This is a genomic window from Rhodopila sp., assembly GCF_035548095.1.
Lineage (GTDB): Bacteria > Pseudomonadota > Alphaproteobacteria > Acetobacterales > Acetobacteraceae > Rhodopila.
Map to the genome: position 1 here is coordinate 137,785 of NZ_DASZUV010000027.1, position 14,743 is coordinate 152,527.

General features: G+C 68.7%; 12 protein-coding genes and 1 pseudogene. 6 read left to right on the forward strand and 7 right to left on the reverse strand.

Annotated elements, in window-relative coordinates:
- Positions 1–44: 44 nt before the first annotated feature.
- Together ccoG and VHC04_RS19255 are read right to left on the reverse strand one after the other, a co-directional pair.
- A complete protein-coding gene (gene ccoG / locus VHC04_RS19250; RefSeq protein WP_325684321.1) occupies positions 45–1,526 on the reverse strand; it encodes a cytochrome c oxidase accessory protein CcoG in 1,482 nt (493 codons plus the stop codon).
- Positions 1,527–1,640: 114 nt separating this feature from the next.
- The gene (locus VHC04_RS19255) at positions 1,641–1,901 is read right to left on the reverse strand and encodes a hypothetical protein (protein ID WP_325684323.1); all 261 of its coding nucleotides are present in this window, start codon (positions 1,899–1,901) and stop codon (positions 1,641–1,643) included.
- Between the two features lie 219 nt (positions 1,902–2,120).
- Between VHC04_RS19255 and VHC04_RS19260 the strand changes: the two genes are divergently transcribed.
- Genes VHC04_RS19260 through VHC04_RS19270 form a run of 3 tightly spaced genes read left to right on the forward strand, consistent with a single transcriptional unit; the run spans position 2,121 to position 4,492 of the window.
- Entirely contained in the window at positions 2,121–2,954 is an 834-nt protein-coding gene (locus VHC04_RS19260; protein WP_325684325.1) for an amidohydrolase family protein, read from the forward strand.
- Positions 2,951–3,901, forward strand: coding sequence for an SDR family oxidoreductase (locus VHC04_RS19265; RefSeq protein WP_325684327.1), 951 nt, complete (start codon positions 2,951–2,953; stop codon positions 3,899–3,901). Before VHC04_RS19260 ends, VHC04_RS19265 begins: the two co-directional genes overlap by 4 nt.
- Before the next feature lie 21 nt (positions 3,902–3,922).
- Positions 3,923–4,492, forward strand: coding sequence for a hypothetical protein (locus VHC04_RS19270; protein ID WP_325684329.1), 570 nt, complete (start codon positions 3,923–3,925; stop codon positions 4,490–4,492).
- Between the two features lie 56 nt (positions 4,493–4,548).
- Here VHC04_RS19270 and VHC04_RS19275 read toward each other — a convergent pair whose 3' ends face one another.
- The gene (locus VHC04_RS19275; protein ID WP_325684331.1) at positions 4,549–6,150 is read right to left on the reverse strand and encodes a GMC family oxidoreductase; all 1,602 of its coding nucleotides are present in this window, start codon (positions 6,148–6,150) and stop codon (positions 4,549–4,551) included.
- 199 nt (positions 6,151–6,349) lie between these two features.
- On the opposite strand from VHC04_RS19275, the gene VHC04_RS19280 reads away from it, so the two are divergent.
- Together VHC04_RS19280 and VHC04_RS19285 are read left to right on the forward strand one after the other, a co-directional pair.
- Positions 6,350–7,153, forward strand: a complete 804-nt coding sequence (locus tag VHC04_RS19280; RefSeq protein ID WP_325684333.1) for an SDR family NAD(P)-dependent oxidoreductase — start codon at positions 6,350–6,352, stop codon at positions 7,151–7,153.
- Positions 7,154–7,158: 5 nt separating this feature from the next.
- On the forward strand, positions 7,159–8,361 hold the full coding sequence (locus VHC04_RS19285) for a CaiB/BaiF CoA transferase family protein (RefSeq protein ID WP_325684335.1): 1,203 nt from the start codon (positions 7,159–7,161) through the stop codon (positions 8,359–8,361).
- A gap of 4 nt (positions 8,362–8,365) precedes the next feature.
- On the opposite strand, the gene VHC04_RS19290 is transcribed toward VHC04_RS19285, so the two are convergent.
- From VHC04_RS19290 to VHC04_RS19300, 3 genes are read right to left on the reverse strand one after another with little or no spacing between them, the layout of a single operon-like run.
- Positions 8,366–10,072: an ABC transporter permease gene (locus VHC04_RS19290; protein WP_325684337.1), complete on the reverse strand. Its 1,707-nt coding sequence runs from the start codon at positions 10,070–10,072 to the stop codon at positions 8,366–8,368.
- Positions 10,073–10,085: 13 nt separating this feature from the next.
- A complete protein-coding gene (locus VHC04_RS19295) occupies positions 10,086–11,117 on the reverse strand; it encodes an ABC transporter substrate-binding protein (protein WP_325684339.1) in 1,032 nt (343 codons plus the stop codon).
- 30 nt (positions 11,118–11,147) lie between these two features.
- Positions 11,148–12,197, reverse strand: coding sequence for an ABC transporter ATP-binding protein (locus VHC04_RS19300; RefSeq protein WP_325684341.1), 1,050 nt, complete (start codon positions 12,195–12,197; stop codon positions 11,148–11,150).
- A gap of 224 nt (positions 12,198–12,421) precedes the next feature.
- Here VHC04_RS19300 and VHC04_RS19305 point away from each other — a divergent pair, with 224 nt between their 5' ends.
- On the forward strand, positions 12,422–13,528 hold the full coding sequence (locus tag VHC04_RS19305; RefSeq protein ID WP_325684343.1) for a calcium:proton antiporter: 1,107 nt from the start codon (positions 12,422–12,424) through the stop codon (positions 13,526–13,528).
- A gap of 207 nt (positions 13,529–13,735) precedes the next feature.
- Here VHC04_RS19305 and VHC04_RS19310 read toward each other — a convergent pair.
- Positions 13,736–14,743 (reverse strand): annotated as a pseudogene (locus VHC04_RS19310) (hypothetical protein); the annotation flags it as partial.

The following is a 14,743-nucleotide window of genomic DNA, read 5'->3' on the forward strand; positions in this document are numbered from 1 at the left end:
TCCTGCAAGGGATGCGGCCAGGATAGGGCGTTGCCCGCGGATCGTCAGGTGGGGGGTCCCATGAAGACCGACTGGTAGACCGATGTCGCCCCGGTCGCCGTGTTGGTCAGGGTGAAATCGAGCCGGGGGGCGGTGTCGCCGCCGCGCGGCAGGCGCCCGGCCACCAGGATGCGGAACATGCCGACCGAGTCGGGCGGGATCGTCAGCGTCAGCTGGTCGGCCGGGGGGTCCTGCCGGTCGGCCAGCCGCATCCGGGCGCCCGGCACGCCATCGACGCGGATGGTATAGGTCTGATCCTGCAACGTCTTGTTGGAGATGGAAACGCTGTAGGCGTTGCGCGCCGCGCCGTCTGGCTGCAGCACGAACAGCGGGGCCCGGTCATGTCCGACGAACAGGATCTGTTGCGACCGCGTGAAGAAGGCGGCGGCGACGACCAGCGTGGCGACCAGCATCACGCCCAAATAGATCATGGTGCGCGGGCGGATGACCTTCAGGTCCGGCACCGGCCGGCCCTCGCGCCGCGCGTTCAGCCGGCCCAGCGTGTCCCAGGTGATCAGGTCCGGCTTTCCGCCGACCTTGTGCATGATCTCATTACAGGCGTCGACGCACAGGCCGCAGTTGATACATTCCAGCTGGATGCCGTCGCGGATGTCGATGCCGGTCGGGCAGGCATGGACGCAGGCGTTGCAGTCGACACAGTCGCCCAGCACCTGTCCCTGCGCATTCCGATGCGCCGCGTCGCGCTTGCCGTGGCCGCGCGGCTCGCCGCGCCACGCCTCATAGGTGACGGTCAGGCTTTCCTCATCCAGCATCGCCGACTGGAAGCGCGGCCAGGGGCACATATAGGTGCAGACCTGTTCCCGAGCCCAGCCGGCCAGCAGGTAGGTGGTGAGGGTGAACAGTCCGATGAAGAAATAGACGGCCAGCGAGGCCTGGCCGGTCCAGAACTGGCGCACCGCGGTCGGCGCGTCGACGTAGTACATGATCCAGGCGCCGCCGGTCCAGAACGCGACCACCAGCCAGACGGCGTGCTTGGCGAGTTTTCGCCAGACCTTGTCGAGGGTCCACGGCCCCTGATCCCGCCGCATGCGTTCGTTGCGGTCGCCCTCGATCCGCCGTTCCACCCACATGAACAGATCGGTCCAGACGGTCTGCGGACAGGTGTAGCCGCACCAGACCCGGCCAACCAGCGAGGTGATCAGGAACAGCCCGACCGCCCCCATGATCAGCGCCCCGGCCAGCAGATAGATGTCCTGCGGCCACAACTCGATCCAGGCGAAGTAGAAGCGCCGGTTGGGCAGGTCCAGCAGCACCATCTGCGACGGATGGTTCGGGCCGCGGTCCCAGCGCAGCCAGGGCAGGATGTAATAGACGGCCAGGCAGGCGACCAGGATCAGGTATTTGACGGTGCGGACCGGGCCATGCACCGCCTTCGGATAGACGCGCACGCGATTGGCGTAGAACTTGCCCGGATCATCGATATCCAGCTGGACCTTGGTCTTCCGCGCCGTAGCAACGTTGCTCATGCGTGACTCTGCCTTTTCATCCCGGCCCCAGCCCCGGATCACCCCGCGAAACGGCCCGGCCGGCCGGGCCGGCAGTGTATTCGTTCCACGCGCCAATGGCATTCGCCGCGCCCATCAGCGACGGCCCGCCGCGCCGAACAGGTCTTGCAGCCGAACAGTACATAGGCGGGGCGCCATCGGATGATGCCGGTTGTCGGGGCCACGATTCATCAAGGCCATGATACCGATCCAGCCCCACCGGCCAATGATCCGGCTCAAATTGGCCCCGCTTGGACTGGCCCCGCTTGGACTGGCTCCGCTTGGACCGACGGGGACCAGCGCCAGCCCGACGACGATGCGCGCGATGCGGTCCGGGCCGCCGACATCCGGTTTCACGAGGCAACCTCGTCACCGGCCCGTCCGGCTGGGCCAATTCCTGTCGGCCGGCTCCGCCGGGCGGGTCCGCCGACGGGTTCAGAGGGACGGGTTCGGCGGGACCCCGGGGGGGGGGGACGGTCGCCCGCCATGCGCGGTCGCCGGGGCGGTTTTGGCGACCGCCAAACCTTGCCGTAGCATCCCGGATCAACCACCAAGACCGGCACGGGAGAGAACGGAATGCAGATCGTCGACGCCCAGATCCATACCTGGGGCACCGGCCTGCCCAGCAACATGTCGCACTGGCAGGTGACGCATTTCACGCCGGCCGAGGCAGTCCGGCTGATGGATGAGGGCGGCGTCGATGCCGCGGTGATCCACCCGCCGGGCTGGGACCCCCACTCGACGCAAATGGCCTTCGACGCGGTGCGCGACCATCCCAACCGTTTCGCCATCATGGGCTCGCTGCCGCTGGACGATCCGGCCTCCCGCGGCAGGATCGCCGCCTGGCGCCAGCAACCCGGCATGCTGGGCCTCCGCTACACCTTCCTGCACGATCCCGCCCGGTCCTGGATCGCCGATGGCACGATCGACTGGCTGTGGGCCGAGGCGGAGAAGGCCGGCGTGCCGATCGCCATGCTGGCGACGGATTCGCTGGAGACGATCGCCGGCATCGCGGAACGCCATCCCGGGCTGCGGCTGACCATCGATCATCTGGGCGGGCGCGGCGGGCTCACCACGCTGAAGGATGACGCGGCGATGGAACACATGCCGCGCCTGCTGGCATTGGCGAAATTCCCCAACGTGGCAGTGAAGGCGACCGGCGCGCCGGGCTATTCCAGCGAAGCCTATCCGTTCCGGCCGATGCACGGCCACCTGAAGCGGATCTTCGACGCGTTCGGGCCGCATCGGATGTTCTGGGGCACGGATATTTCGAAGATGCCATGTTCCTGGAAGCAATGCGTGACGATGTTTACCGAGGCGCTGCCCTGGCTGTCCGGGCCGGACCAGCGCCTGGTGATGGGTGAGGCGCTGTGCGCCTGGTGGGGTTGGGACCGGGGGACGGCACGATGACGGCCACACAGGAAACATCCGCGCAGGGGACATCAGCGCAGGGGACATCAGCGCAGGGGACATCCGCGCAGGGGACATCCGCGACGGGAACATCCGCGGCGGGGAAGAACGCGCGGGGCAAGCCGGTCGCGGTGGTGATCGGCGCGACCTCGAAATGGCAGTCGGACGGACGCAACACCAGGCTCGCGCACGGTTCGGTGGTGGATGACAGCGGCCTGCCGGTCGGGGTCCGCTGGGGAATTGGCGGGGCCATTGCGCAGAAATTCGCCGCCGAAGGCTGCTTCACCGTGCTGACGACGCGGGCCGCCGGCAATGCCGCGGGCCTGGCGGCGGCGATCCGCGACCAGGGCGGAGACTGTCTGGTGGTCGAGCTGGACGTCTCCTCCCAGGACAGCATCGCGGCGGCCTTTGCCACGATCCGGCGGCAGGCCGGGGAGCCCGAGGCGGTGATCTACAATGCCGGCTACCTGGAAGGCCGCGACCTGCCGGCCGGGCAGGAGCTGCTGGAGTACATCCCGGTCGAGATGTTCGACACCGCGCACCATATCGCCAGCCGCGGGCCGTTCCTGGTGGCCAGGGAGGTGCTGCCGGCGATGCGCCAGCGCGCGCGCGGATCGCTGTTCTTCACCAACAACGCGAAATCGTTGCGTGGACGCAAGAGGCAGACCGGCGAGTCGCTGTACTATCCGCGCGTCATGATGCGCGCGCTGTCCCAGGTGCTGACCGAGGAATATTCCGGGCATGGCGTGCATGTGGCGAATATCGTGGTCGACGGCACCATCGATTCGCCGGGGACCAGGGCGCTGCCCAGGCTGCGCAACCGGCCGGAGCTGATCATGAATCCGGTGAAGATCGCCGAGGCATTCTGGTACCTGCACACGCAGGACCGCTCCTGCTGGACGCATGAGCTGCAACTGACACCGTATGCAACGATACCGAGCTATTGATGGCGTGGTGAGGAGGTATTGATGAGCGAGGACCGGGACCTGGCATTGCTGGATCATGAGCTGGCGGCTGATGAAATCGCCTGGATGCAAGCAGTATACGACGATTTCGCCGCCGCCCGCTCGGACGCCGCCGACCCCAAGGAAGTGCTGCGTCACGTGCTGGCGCAGCCGCGGCACCGGCTTCCGGCGCCGATGGACCTGACCGGGCCGGGACCGTGGCGCGGCGGCCGGAACCGGCATGGACGCAACGTCACGGCGGTGTTCCTGCCGCGTGTCGAACTGCACCGCCATGCGCGCAGCCGGACCGACCAGTTCGCGATATATGTGCGCGGCGAAGCGGATGCGTTCTCCCTGGATGCGGACGGCCAGCCGGTGCTGACCCCGGTGGAGGGCGGCTCTCATTTCCATAACGCACCGGATGCGCCGCATGCGTTCCTGCCGAAGGTGGGCAAGCCGGTTCCGGATGATTGGGAGATCGCATTCATCGCGATCACGCCGCGCAACCTGAAGGAGGACACGCAGAGTGTCCCGGCGGATGTGAAGGCGGCATATACCCGGGTCACCGGGCGGGAGGCGCCGGGATATGTCTGAGCGGGCGAAATGAGGCGAAATGACAGGCCTCTCCCGACCGGCCCGTGCCGCCGGGGCTACGCCGCGCTCCGCAGGATCAGGTCCGCCGCCTTTTCCCCGATCATGATCGAGGGCGCGTTGGTGTTGCCGGAGGTCAGCGTCGGCATGATCGACGCGTCGGCGACGCGCAGCCCGGCGATGCCGTGCACCCGCAGCTCCGGATCGACCACCGCCATCTTGTCGCTTCCCATCTTGCAGGTGCCGACCGGGTGATAGGTCGTCTCACCGACCTGCTTCACCCAGTCGATGATCTCATCGTCGGTCTGCCGGTCCGGACCCGGACCGATCTCGGTGATCCGCCAGTCCTGCAAGGCCGGCGCGGTCATGATGGCGCGGGCGATCCGGATCGCCTTCACCGTCAGCTCGGCGTCGATCGCGGCGGACAGGAAGTTGAAGGTGATCGCGGGCGGCTGGCGCGGGTCGGCGGCGGTGATGTGAATCCGCCCCCTGCTCTCTGGGCGCATCGGATGGGCGTAGCAGGTGACGCCGGATTGTTTCGACAGCCGCGGTCCTTTCGGTCCGGGCTCGGTCAGCATCGGCACCCAGCCCAGCAGCAGGTCGGGCGCCTCCAAGCCCTCGCGCGACTTGACGAAGGCCCGCATCGGGGCGCCGACCATGCTCAGCAGGCTGGGCTGCTGAAGGATGTAGCGCAGCGCCTGGCCGACCATGCCCAGCCCGCGCGCGCGATCGTTGAAGGTGATGCCCTTGCGTCCGACCAGCCAGCGCGTGCGCGGCGCGTAGTGGTCGCGCAGGTTCTCACCGACACCCGGCAGGTCGCACCGCACGTCGATGCCCAGCGCCTGCAGCCGGGCGGCCTGGCCGATGCCGGACAGTTCCAGGATTTTCGGGGAGTTCACCGAGCCGGCGCAGATCACCACCTCACGGCCCGCCGCCGCGTCATGGACGCCGCCGCCGGCGCTGTAGCGGACGCCGGTGCAGCGCGTGCCGTCCAGCGTGACATGGTGGGTCATCGCGTCGGTGACGATCCGCAGGTTCGGCCGTCCGCGCGCGGGGTCGAGGTAGCAGACCGCGGTGCTCTGACGCCGGCCGCGGGCGATGTTCGCCTGGCTCATGGCGATGCCGTCCTGCCGGGCGCCGTTGTAGTCGGGATTATGGCGGATACCGACCTGGCCGGCGGCCTGGATGATGCGGGCAAAGACCTCATCGTTCGGCGGCGGGTCGTTGACGATGATCGGACCGGACCGGCCGCGGAACTGGTCGTCGCCACGGCCGCGCCAGGTTTCCATGCGCTTGAACAACGGCAGCACGTCGGCGTAGCTCCAGCCGTAATTGCCCATCTGCGCCCAGGTGTCGAAGTCCTGTGCCTGGCCGCGGACGAAGGCCTGCCCGTTGATGGAGGAGGAGCCGCCCAGCAGTTTGCCGCGCGGCACGGGCAGGCGGCGCCCATGGGTGGCCGGTTCGGGTTCGGAACTATACAGCCAGTTCGCCGCCGGATTGGTCAGCAGGCGCGCATAGCCCACCGGGATGCGCGACCACGGGTTGCCGGGCGGCCCGGCCTCCAGCAGCAGCACCTTGTTGGCGGGGTCGGCGGAAAGCCGGTTGGCAACGACGGCACCGGCCGATCCCGCGCCGACGATGATGTAGTCATAGGTTTCCATGGCGGTCCGAATGCTCCGGCGGTGCGCCGGTCCTGTCAACGGCGGGCCCGGGGATGGCGGGTTGCGCCGCGCGCCGCCGGCGGATTGACAGGCCGCCGCCGATGCGGGTCACTGGCAACTCCCCATGGGCAACCTCATGGGGCAACCCCATTGGCAACCCCATTGGCAACCATCGTCCAGGACAGGCAAGGAACGCAGCATGAGTCGTCTCGATGGCAAGGTCGCCCTGATCTCCGGCGCCGCGCGCGGCATCGGCGGAGAGACCGCGCGGCACATGGCGCGGGCTGGCGCCAAGGTGGTGGTCGGCGATGTGCTGGATGAGCGCGGCCAACAGACGGTGGCCGCGATCAACGCGGCCGGCGGGCAGGCGGACTACGTCCATCTGGACGTGACCAGGGAGGCCGGATGGACGGCCGCGATCGACCTCGCGGTCGGCAGGTTCGGCAAGCTGGATGTCCTGGTGAACAATGCCGGCGTGTTCATCGGCAAAAGCATCGAGGACATCACCATGGCGGAATGGCAGCGCCTGGTCGATGTGAACATGACCGGCGTTTTCCTTGGCACCAGGCTGGCCGCGCCGGCGCTGCGCGATGCCGCGAAGCACAATGAGCATGGCAGCGCGATCGTGAACCTGGCCTCGATCGCCGGGATTGTCGGATCGCAGCTGGATCCGCTGTATTCGATGACCAAGGGTGGCGTCACGCTGTTCACCAAGTCGGCGGCATTGGAGTTCGCGCGCAAGGGCTATCGGATCCGCGTCAACTCCATCCATCCCGGCGTCATCGAGACGGATATGGGGGAGCAGACTTTCGTATCAAGAGCCCAACGGACGGGCACCAACGATACCTCGGCGGCGCGCAGCACCGTGCTGGCGACAGTGCCGTGGGGCCGGCTGGGCACGCCGGAGGATATCGCCAAGGGCATCGTCTACCTGGCTTCCGATGATGCCGGCTACATGAACGGCGCCGGGCTGGTCGTCGATGGCGGCATGACGGCGACCTGACCGCCATGCCGAGCGTGCCCGCCGCTCCACTCTCCGGGATCACCGTCATCGACCTGTCGCATGTCTATAATGGTCCCTACGCCACCTTCCTGATGGCGATGGCCGGCGCGACGGTGATCAAGGTGGAACCGCATGGCGGCGAGCATCTGCGCAGCCGTGGTGACATGGGCGGCGCGGCGCTGCCCTTCGCGATGCTGAACAGCAACAAGCGCTGCGTGACGCTGAACCTGAAAGCGGAACGCGGCAAGGCGCTGCTGCGGGAGATGGTCGCGAGGGCCGATGTGCTGGTGGAGAACTTCGCCCCCGGCGTGATGGATCGCCTGGGCCTCGGCGCTGCGGATTTGCGGACGCTGAACCCGCGGCTGATCTACGGGTCCAGCTCCGGCTACGGCAAGTCCGGCCCGTATCGCGACTACCCGGCGATGGACCTGGTGATGCAGGCGATGTGCGGCGTCATCAGCGTGACCGGCCAGCCGGACCAGCCGCCGGTGAAGGCCGGCCCGGCCCTGTGCGATTTCAGCGCCGGCGTGCATCTCTATGGCGCCGTCATGACGGCGCTGTTCCAGCGCGAGCGCACCGGCGAGGGATGCGTCGTCGAGGTGACGATGCAGGATTCCGTCTATGCCTCGCTGGCCTCCAACCTGGGGATGCTGCATGCGCGCGGCGGCGCGGTCCCGCCGCGCACCGGCAACCGGCATGGCGGCCTGGGGATCTCTCCCTATAACGCGTATGCCACCCGCGACGGCCATGTGGTGATCAACGCGCCGGGCGACGCGCATTTCCGTGCCATCCTGGATGTCATCGGCCGCGCCGACCTGAAGGATGATCCCCGCTTCAACACGCGCGCCGCCCGCGTGGCGCATATGCAGGAGGTAGATGCGCTGCTGGAAGCCTGGACGTCGCTGCACACGAAACAGGATGTGGCGGACCGGCTGCTGGCGGTGTCGGTGCCCTGTGCGCCGGTGCGGGAGCTGTCCGAGGTCGTGCGGGACCGGAACATGCACGAGCGTGGCAGCCTGCAATGGGTCGACCATCCGGGGCTGGGGCGCGTGGTGCTGCCGCACTCACCGATGGTGTTCGAAGGATCGCCACGCGTGCCGCTGCAACCCAGCGTGGCGCTGGGTGCCGACAACGAGGCGGTGTTCGGGACATGGCTTGGCCGTTCTGATGCCGAGCTGGAGGAGCTGTCGCGCGCCGGGGTGATCTGACGCGCTATCGTCCCTGCGTGACCACGCCGACATTGGCCACGCGGTTGGCGATGACCACCACCACCGCCGTCACCGCCATCAGCACGAGGCCCAGCACCGCGATCCCGCCCAGCGCGCCGCTTTCGTTCAGGTCGTAGATCAGCACCGACACCAACTTGGTCTGCGATGTGGTCAGCAGGATCGTCGCCGACAGCTCGCGGATGGCGCCGATGAAGATGAAGCACCAGGTCGCCGCGACGGATGTCTTCAGCAGCGGCGCCACCACCTTCGCCAGGGATGTCAGCCGGCCCGCGCCCAGGATGCGGGACGCTTCCTCCAGCTCCGGGTTCAGGCCACGGAAGGCGGCCTGCATCTGCTGATAGGCCGGCGGCATCTCGATCGTCAGGAAGGCCAGCAGGAGTATCCACAACGTGCCATACAGTTGAAACGGTGGCCGCGTGTAGGCGATGAACAGCGCCACGCCCAGCACGATGCCGGGAATCGCGACCGGCGCGGTGGCCAGGAAGCCCAGCACCTGGTGTCCGGGCACCGCCTTGCGCGCGGTCAGGTAGGCGATCAGCACCGCGAAGACGCTGCCCAGAGTGGCCGCGGCGACGCCGGTCACCAGGGTATTGCGCAGCGCGTCCAGCGTGTTGGTCAGGCCGAACACCAGCGGCACGTTGGCCCAGGTGATCGTCTGCCAAGTCCACGGATCGGCGATGCTCCGCAGCATGCTGGACCGGATCAGCACCAGGTTCGGCAGCAGGACGGTGGAGAACAGGATGAACAGCGCCAGCAGCAGTGCCGGCCAGCGCCAGAGCCCCAGCGGAGTCAGCCGTGGCGTGCCGGACTTGCCGCCCACCATGGTGTAGCCGCGGCGGCCCAGCAGCAGCTTCTCGGCCCGCAGCAGCAGGATGGTGACCAGCAGCAGCGGCATCGCGCAGGCGGCGGCCAGGTGGGTTTTCGGCGGAAACTGAAACAGGCTCCATATCTTCGTGGTCAGCACGTGGAAACCGGCCGGCAGCGCCAGGATGGCCGGCGTGCCGAACTGGGTCATAGCCTGCAGGAAGGCGATCAGGAACCCGGCCAGCAAGGCCGGCAGCACCATCGGCAGGGTCACCCGCCGGAACGTGTGCCAGCGGCCGCCGCCAAGGATCGCGCTGGCTTCCTCCAGGTCGTACGGCAGCCGGTCCAGCGTGTTGGCGACCAGCACGAACACGTATGGAAACGCATAGGAACCCATGACGAAGATGATGCCGGTGGTCGAGAAGATGTTGAACAGGGAGTCGAACGCGCCGGCGCCGGTGATCCAGCGGTAATACTGGTTCAGCAGGCCGCTGTTCGGCGCCGCCAGCAGCACCCAGGCGACCGCGCCGATGAAGGGCGGGGTGATGAAGGACACCATCACCAGTCCCCGCAGCAGGCGCCGGCCCGGCACATCGGTCCGCGCCACCAGCCAGGCCAGCGGCACCGCGATCGCGCAGGCCAGCGCCGCCACGCCCAGCGCGATCCCGAAGGTGGTGACGAAGGGTTCCCAGAACAGCGACGGGTCGGCCAGCTGCATCAGGTTCGTCCAGCTTGGCCGGCCGGCTTCATCGGACAGCGTATAGGCCAGCAGCCAGCCCAGCGGCAGCAGCACCAGCATGGCGAGGAAGAGGCCGGCCAGGGCCAGCGGCACCAGTGACGGATCGAAACGGCGTATCCGCGTGCCGGAGGACAAGGCCAGGCTCATGGATGATCCGGCCTCACACCCCGAAGATCTTCGAATACTGCTGCTTGACCGCCTCGGCCTGCCTTGCCAGGTCGCCCGGTTCATTGAACAGCAGCTTGATCCTGCCCAGCGGCACCCAGTTCGCCGGCTCCTTCACGCCGGGGTTGAAGCTGCGCGCGCCATTGGCGACGTTGAGGTCCTGGCATTCCTGCGACACCAGGTAGTGCATGAACAGCCGGGCGGCGTTCGGGTTGGGGGCCTTCTTCATCAGCACGCTGCCGACGGCGACGGCGGGCACGCCCTCGGGCGGATAGATCAGCACCAGCGGCGCGCCCTCGCCGACCAGCCGCAGTGAGGTGTTTTCGGCGCCGTCCGCCATGACGGCGCGTTCGCCCTGGGCCGTGCGCATCGGCGGATCGGTGGCGGACTGCACCTGCAGGACGCCCTGTTTCGCGAGTTTCTCGAAGAACTCCCAGCCCAGCGTCCGGCTCAAGGCCAGCGTCGCGTTCGTGATGGCGCCGGAATAGCCGGGGTGGGCCTTCACCAGCTTGCCCTTCCATTTCGGGTCCAGCAGGTCGTTCCAGGATTTCGGCGCGTCGTCGGCCTTGACCAGCCGGCTGTTGTAGCCGGGGGTCACCATCGTGAACTTGTCGACGATGTACAGCCCGTCGGATCCGATCGCGTGGTCCGGCCATTGCGCGACCTCGGCCGGGATGAAGGGTTGCAGCCAGTCATTGGCGTTCCAGGACACGGTGTGGCCGACATCGGATGTCGTCGCCACGTCGACGGCGCTGATATTGGACGCATACTCCTGTGCGATGCGCTGATAGATCCGTTCGGCGCCCGACCGTTCAAGCTGCACGGTCAGGCCGTATTTCGCCTCGAACGCCTTGGACACGCGCGTGGCCAGCACAAGGTCGTCGGCGGTGTACCAGGCGACCTTGCCTTCCTTCTTCGCCGCGTCGACCAGAGCAGGCGTCAGCGCCTGCGGCTCCGGGCGCGCCGCGCGGGCCGCGCCGGCGAAGGCCAGCCCGGCGGCTGCGGCCAGCAGGCTGCGTCGTTTCATGCCCATGGTTCCCTCCCTCTCCCTGTCGCCTCACCCGGTCAGCGCGCGGCAATGCTCCGCGCGCAGGATGACATTGACCCGCTCACCCGCCTGGGCCTTGACGGCCGCTGGCGCCAGCACCTGCAACCTGGGGCCGGCGTCCAGCGCGACGATGTAATGCCGTTGCGCCCCCAGATAGACCGCGCGTTCCACGCAGCCGGCGGCGCCGTCGCCGTCCGGCGGACCCAGGATGACATGGTGCGGGCGGATCGACACGATCGCGCCGCCATCCGCCGGGAAGGCGCCGCCGCCGCAGGTCAGGCTCAGGCCGTCGCAACTGGCCTCCCACTCGCCGGTGCGGCGGCCGCGCAGGATGTTGGTGCTGCCGATGAAGCGGGCGACGAACTCGGTTTCCGGGCGCTCATAGATATCCTCGGGCCCGCCGGCCTGCTCGATCCGGCCGTCGCGCATCACCGCGATCAGGTCGGAGGTCGTCATCGCCTCGGCCTGGTCGTGGGTCACGTAGATCGTCGTGTAGTGGAAACGGTCGTGCAGCCGGCGGATCTCATGCCGCATCTCCTCCCGCAGGCTGGCGTCCAGGTTGGACAGCGGCTCATCCAGCAGCAGGATCTTCGGCTCGACGACCAGCGCGCGCGCCAGGCCCACCCGCTGCTGCTGCCCGCCGGACAGCTCGGCGGGGTAGCGCTGTTCGAACCGCGTCAGCTGCATCGTCTCCAGCATCGCCCGCACCCGCCGCGCCACGTCCTCCCTCGGCAGGCGCCGCAGCTTAAGGCCATAGGCGACGTTCTCCGCCACCGTCAGGTGCGGCCACAGCGCATAGCTCTGGAAAATCATCGACATCTCGCGCCGCTCCGGCGGGACGACGCCGCGCGCCGAGGATACCAGCTGGCCGGCGACGCTGATGCTGCCGCCATCGGGGACGGCAAAGCCGGATACCAGGCGCAGCGTCGTGGTCTTGCCGCAACCCGACGGGCCCAGAAGGGAGACGAGGTGGCCGCTCTCCACCGCCAGATCGAGGGCGTCGACCGCGGCGTGGGTGCCGTACCGCTTGGTGACGCTGAGCAGTTCGAGTCGGGACATCAATCCGGCCGGTCCGCGCTCATGGCGGATCGCCGGCGGCGGGCATCACGCAAGACCTCTCCTCCCACGGTCCTTTCGCGCTGCGCGGACCGCTGTGCCGGGGAACGCTACCGGTCCGACTCCGCCGAGGCAATGGGGCGGCGCGTCATGACGGTCGCGGATAGGGGGAAGCGGCGCCCCGCCGATCCGTGTAATCTGCCCCGACACCTGCTTCGGATACCTCAATGGCTCACTCCGCGCCCGACCGGGTCCCCGTCTGGACCTGGCTCCTGCCTTGCCTTGCCGGTCTGCTGCTGATCCTGAAAACCGTCGGTGTCGCGCCCCAGGACTGGGTATCGGTGCAATTGCTGGCCGGGCTGCTGCTCGGCGGGTCGGTGTTCGCCGCCGTCCATCACGCCGAGGTGCTGGCGCTGAAGCTGGGGGAGCCGTTCGGATCGATCCTGCTGGCGGTGGCCGTCACGGTGATCGAGGTCGGGCTGATCGTCGCCGTGTTCCTGTCCGGTGCGCCGGGCAGTGAGACGGTGGCGCGCGATACCGTATACGCGGCGGTGATGATCGTGCTGGGCGGGATCGTCGGCCTGTGTCTGGTGCTCGGCGCCGGCAGGCACCGGGTGCAGCAGTTCCAGCTGCAGGGCGCGTCGGCGGCCCTGAACGTGCTGGCGCCGCTGGCCATGTTCTCGCTGGTGCTGCCGAACTTCACCTTCACCGTGCACGGTCCGTATTACTCGGGGCTCCAGCTCGAATTCGTCGCCGTCAGTTCGCTGGTGCTGTACGGGCTGTTCGTGTTCGTGCAGACCGTGCGGCATCGGGATTATTTCCTCGACGCGATCAGCGACGACTGGGCCGATGAGGAGGCCGAGGCGGTATCGCCGGCCTGGGTGGTGGCCGTCAGCGCGCTGTTCCTGCCGATCGCCCTGGCCTCCATCGTGTTCCTGGCGAAAATCCTGTCGCATCCGCTGGAGGATGCGGTCGCCGCGGCCGGACTGCCGCGGGCCGTGGTCGGGGTGGTGATCGCGGTGATCGTGATGCTGCCCGAGGGCATGGCCTCGGTCCGGGCGGCCATGGGGAACCGGTTGCAGAACGCCCTGAACCTGGCGCTGGGATCGGCCATTGCCAGCATCGGGCTGACGATCCCGACCGTTGCGACGGCGTCCTTGCTGTGGGGAGGGCGCCAGCTCGCGCTGGGCCTGGACGAGGGCAACATGGTGCTGCTGGTGCTGGGCCTGTTCATGACCAGCCAGGCGCTCAGCACCGGACGCACCACCGTCTTGCAGGGCGGCGTTCACCTGGTGCTGTTCGGGGTGTTCCTGATGCTGGCGGCGTTTCCGTAACGGATGGCGCGGCGGGTGTCTCCGTTGCCCCGGCTTCGCCCCGAACCGGCGGAGGGCCGTGGAGATCGCGCCGCCGGGCCTTGCCGGATGGCGGCGCCGGAGCGCCGGTGCCGGAACGTCGGTGCCGGAGCGTCGGTGCCGGAGCGTCGGTGCCGCCGCGCTCCTTCCGGCTCCGGCTGGCGTTCGGTGCGGCGAGCCCGGCCGGCGTTATGCCGGCGGGCGCCGCGCGTGCGGCATGGCCGGCCCGTCATGCTGGCCGCCGGATGGGACCACGCCCGGCGGGACCACACCCGGTGGGATCACGCCCGGCGGGACTGCGCCGGATGGGACCACACCCGATGCGACCATGCCCGCCGGGACTATGCCCGGTGGGATTACGCCCGGCGGGACCACACCCGGTGGGACCACACCCGGCGGCGTCGGCAGTGACAGCAAGGCCATCGCCGACACGGCATCCGAGACGCCGCTCGGCACCGTGCCCTGCGTCTCACCGGTGATCGTCCCACTGACGATCAGATTCTCCGTCGCGGCCCGCAGCGCGTTGATGTGCTGCAGTTGCTTGCGCTGTTCCGCGGTCGACAGCTGCGGCAGGCCCTGCGTCAGTTCCTCCATCACCGCGGCGATCCCGTTGGCCCAGACGAAGCGGTCCGGCGGTCTGCGAGCCGGAACCGCTTTGGCGATTGCCGCGGCCGCGGCGGCTGGAACGGCGGAGCGCGCCGTGACCGACCCGGTCTGCGTGGCGGTCTGATCGGCAACCGGCGCGGCGGCGGTCTGGGCGGGTCCAGCCGGATTGGCATCGGCGGCGGCCACCGACGCGGGACCGCGGGCCGGCGCAACCGCGGCGGCGGCGGGCGGCACCCCGGGCGGTGCGGGCGCCGCCATGGCCGGGGCAGGCCGCGGCTTGGCCAGCCGCGCCCTGGTCTGTTCCGCCTCTGCTGGTCCCGCGCCCGGCCGTTCCGCCAATGCGGCCTTCACCAGTCCCGGTCCCGCCGGCTGCAACCCCGTCTCCTCTGATCCCATCGGCTCCAACCTCATCGGCTCCGGCCCGATCGGCTTTAACCCCATCGGCTCTGGCCCGATCGGCTCTGGCCCCAACAACTCCAATCCCAACGGCTTTGGCCCGATCGGCTCCGGCCCCAACAGCTCCAACCCCAACGGCTCTGGCCCGGACAGCTTCGGCACCGGCTCTGGCGCCGTCAGCTCGGCCTTCGCCTG

Excerpts from the sequence above, each read along its gene's own strand:
- VHC04_RS19260 (WP_325684325.1), top strand. The coding sequence starts at position 2,121 with ATGCAGATCGTCGACGCCCAGATCCATACCTGGGGCACCGGCCTGCCC.
- VHC04_RS19300 (WP_325684341.1), bottom strand. The coding sequence starts at position 12,197 with ATGTCCCGACTCGAACTGCTCAGCGTCACCAAGCGGTACGGCACCCAC.
- VHC04_RS19290 (WP_325684337.1), bottom strand. The coding sequence starts at position 10,072 with ATGAGCCTGGCCTTGTCCTCCGGCACGCGGATACGCCGTTTCGATCCG.
- VHC04_RS19265 (WP_325684327.1), top strand. The coding sequence starts at position 2,951 with ATGACGGCCACACAGGAAACATCCGCGCAGGGGACATCAGCGCAGGGG.
- VHC04_RS19275 (WP_325684331.1), bottom strand. The coding sequence starts at position 6,150 with ATGGAAACCTATGACTACATCATCGTCGGCGCGGGATCGGCCGGTGCC.
- VHC04_RS19270 (WP_325684329.1), top strand. The coding sequence starts at position 3,923 with ATGAGCGAGGACCGGGACCTGGCATTGCTGGATCATGAGCTGGCGGCT.
- VHC04_RS19280 (WP_325684333.1), top strand. The coding sequence starts at position 6,350 with ATGAGTCGTCTCGATGGCAAGGTCGCCCTGATCTCCGGCGCCGCGCGC.
- VHC04_RS19305 (WP_325684343.1), top strand. The coding sequence starts at position 12,422 with ATGGCTCACTCCGCGCCCGACCGGGTCCCCGTCTGGACCTGGCTCCTG.
- ccoG (WP_325684321.1), bottom strand. The coding sequence starts at position 1,526 with ATGAGCAACGTTGCTACGGCGCGGAAGACCAAGGTCCAGCTGGATATC.
- VHC04_RS19285 (WP_325684335.1), top strand. The coding sequence starts at position 7,159 with ATGCCGAGCGTGCCCGCCGCTCCACTCTCCGGGATCACCGTCATCGAC.
- VHC04_RS19295 (WP_325684339.1), bottom strand. The coding sequence starts at position 11,117 with ATGAAACGACGCAGCCTGCTGGCCGCAGCCGCCGGGCTGGCCTTCGCC.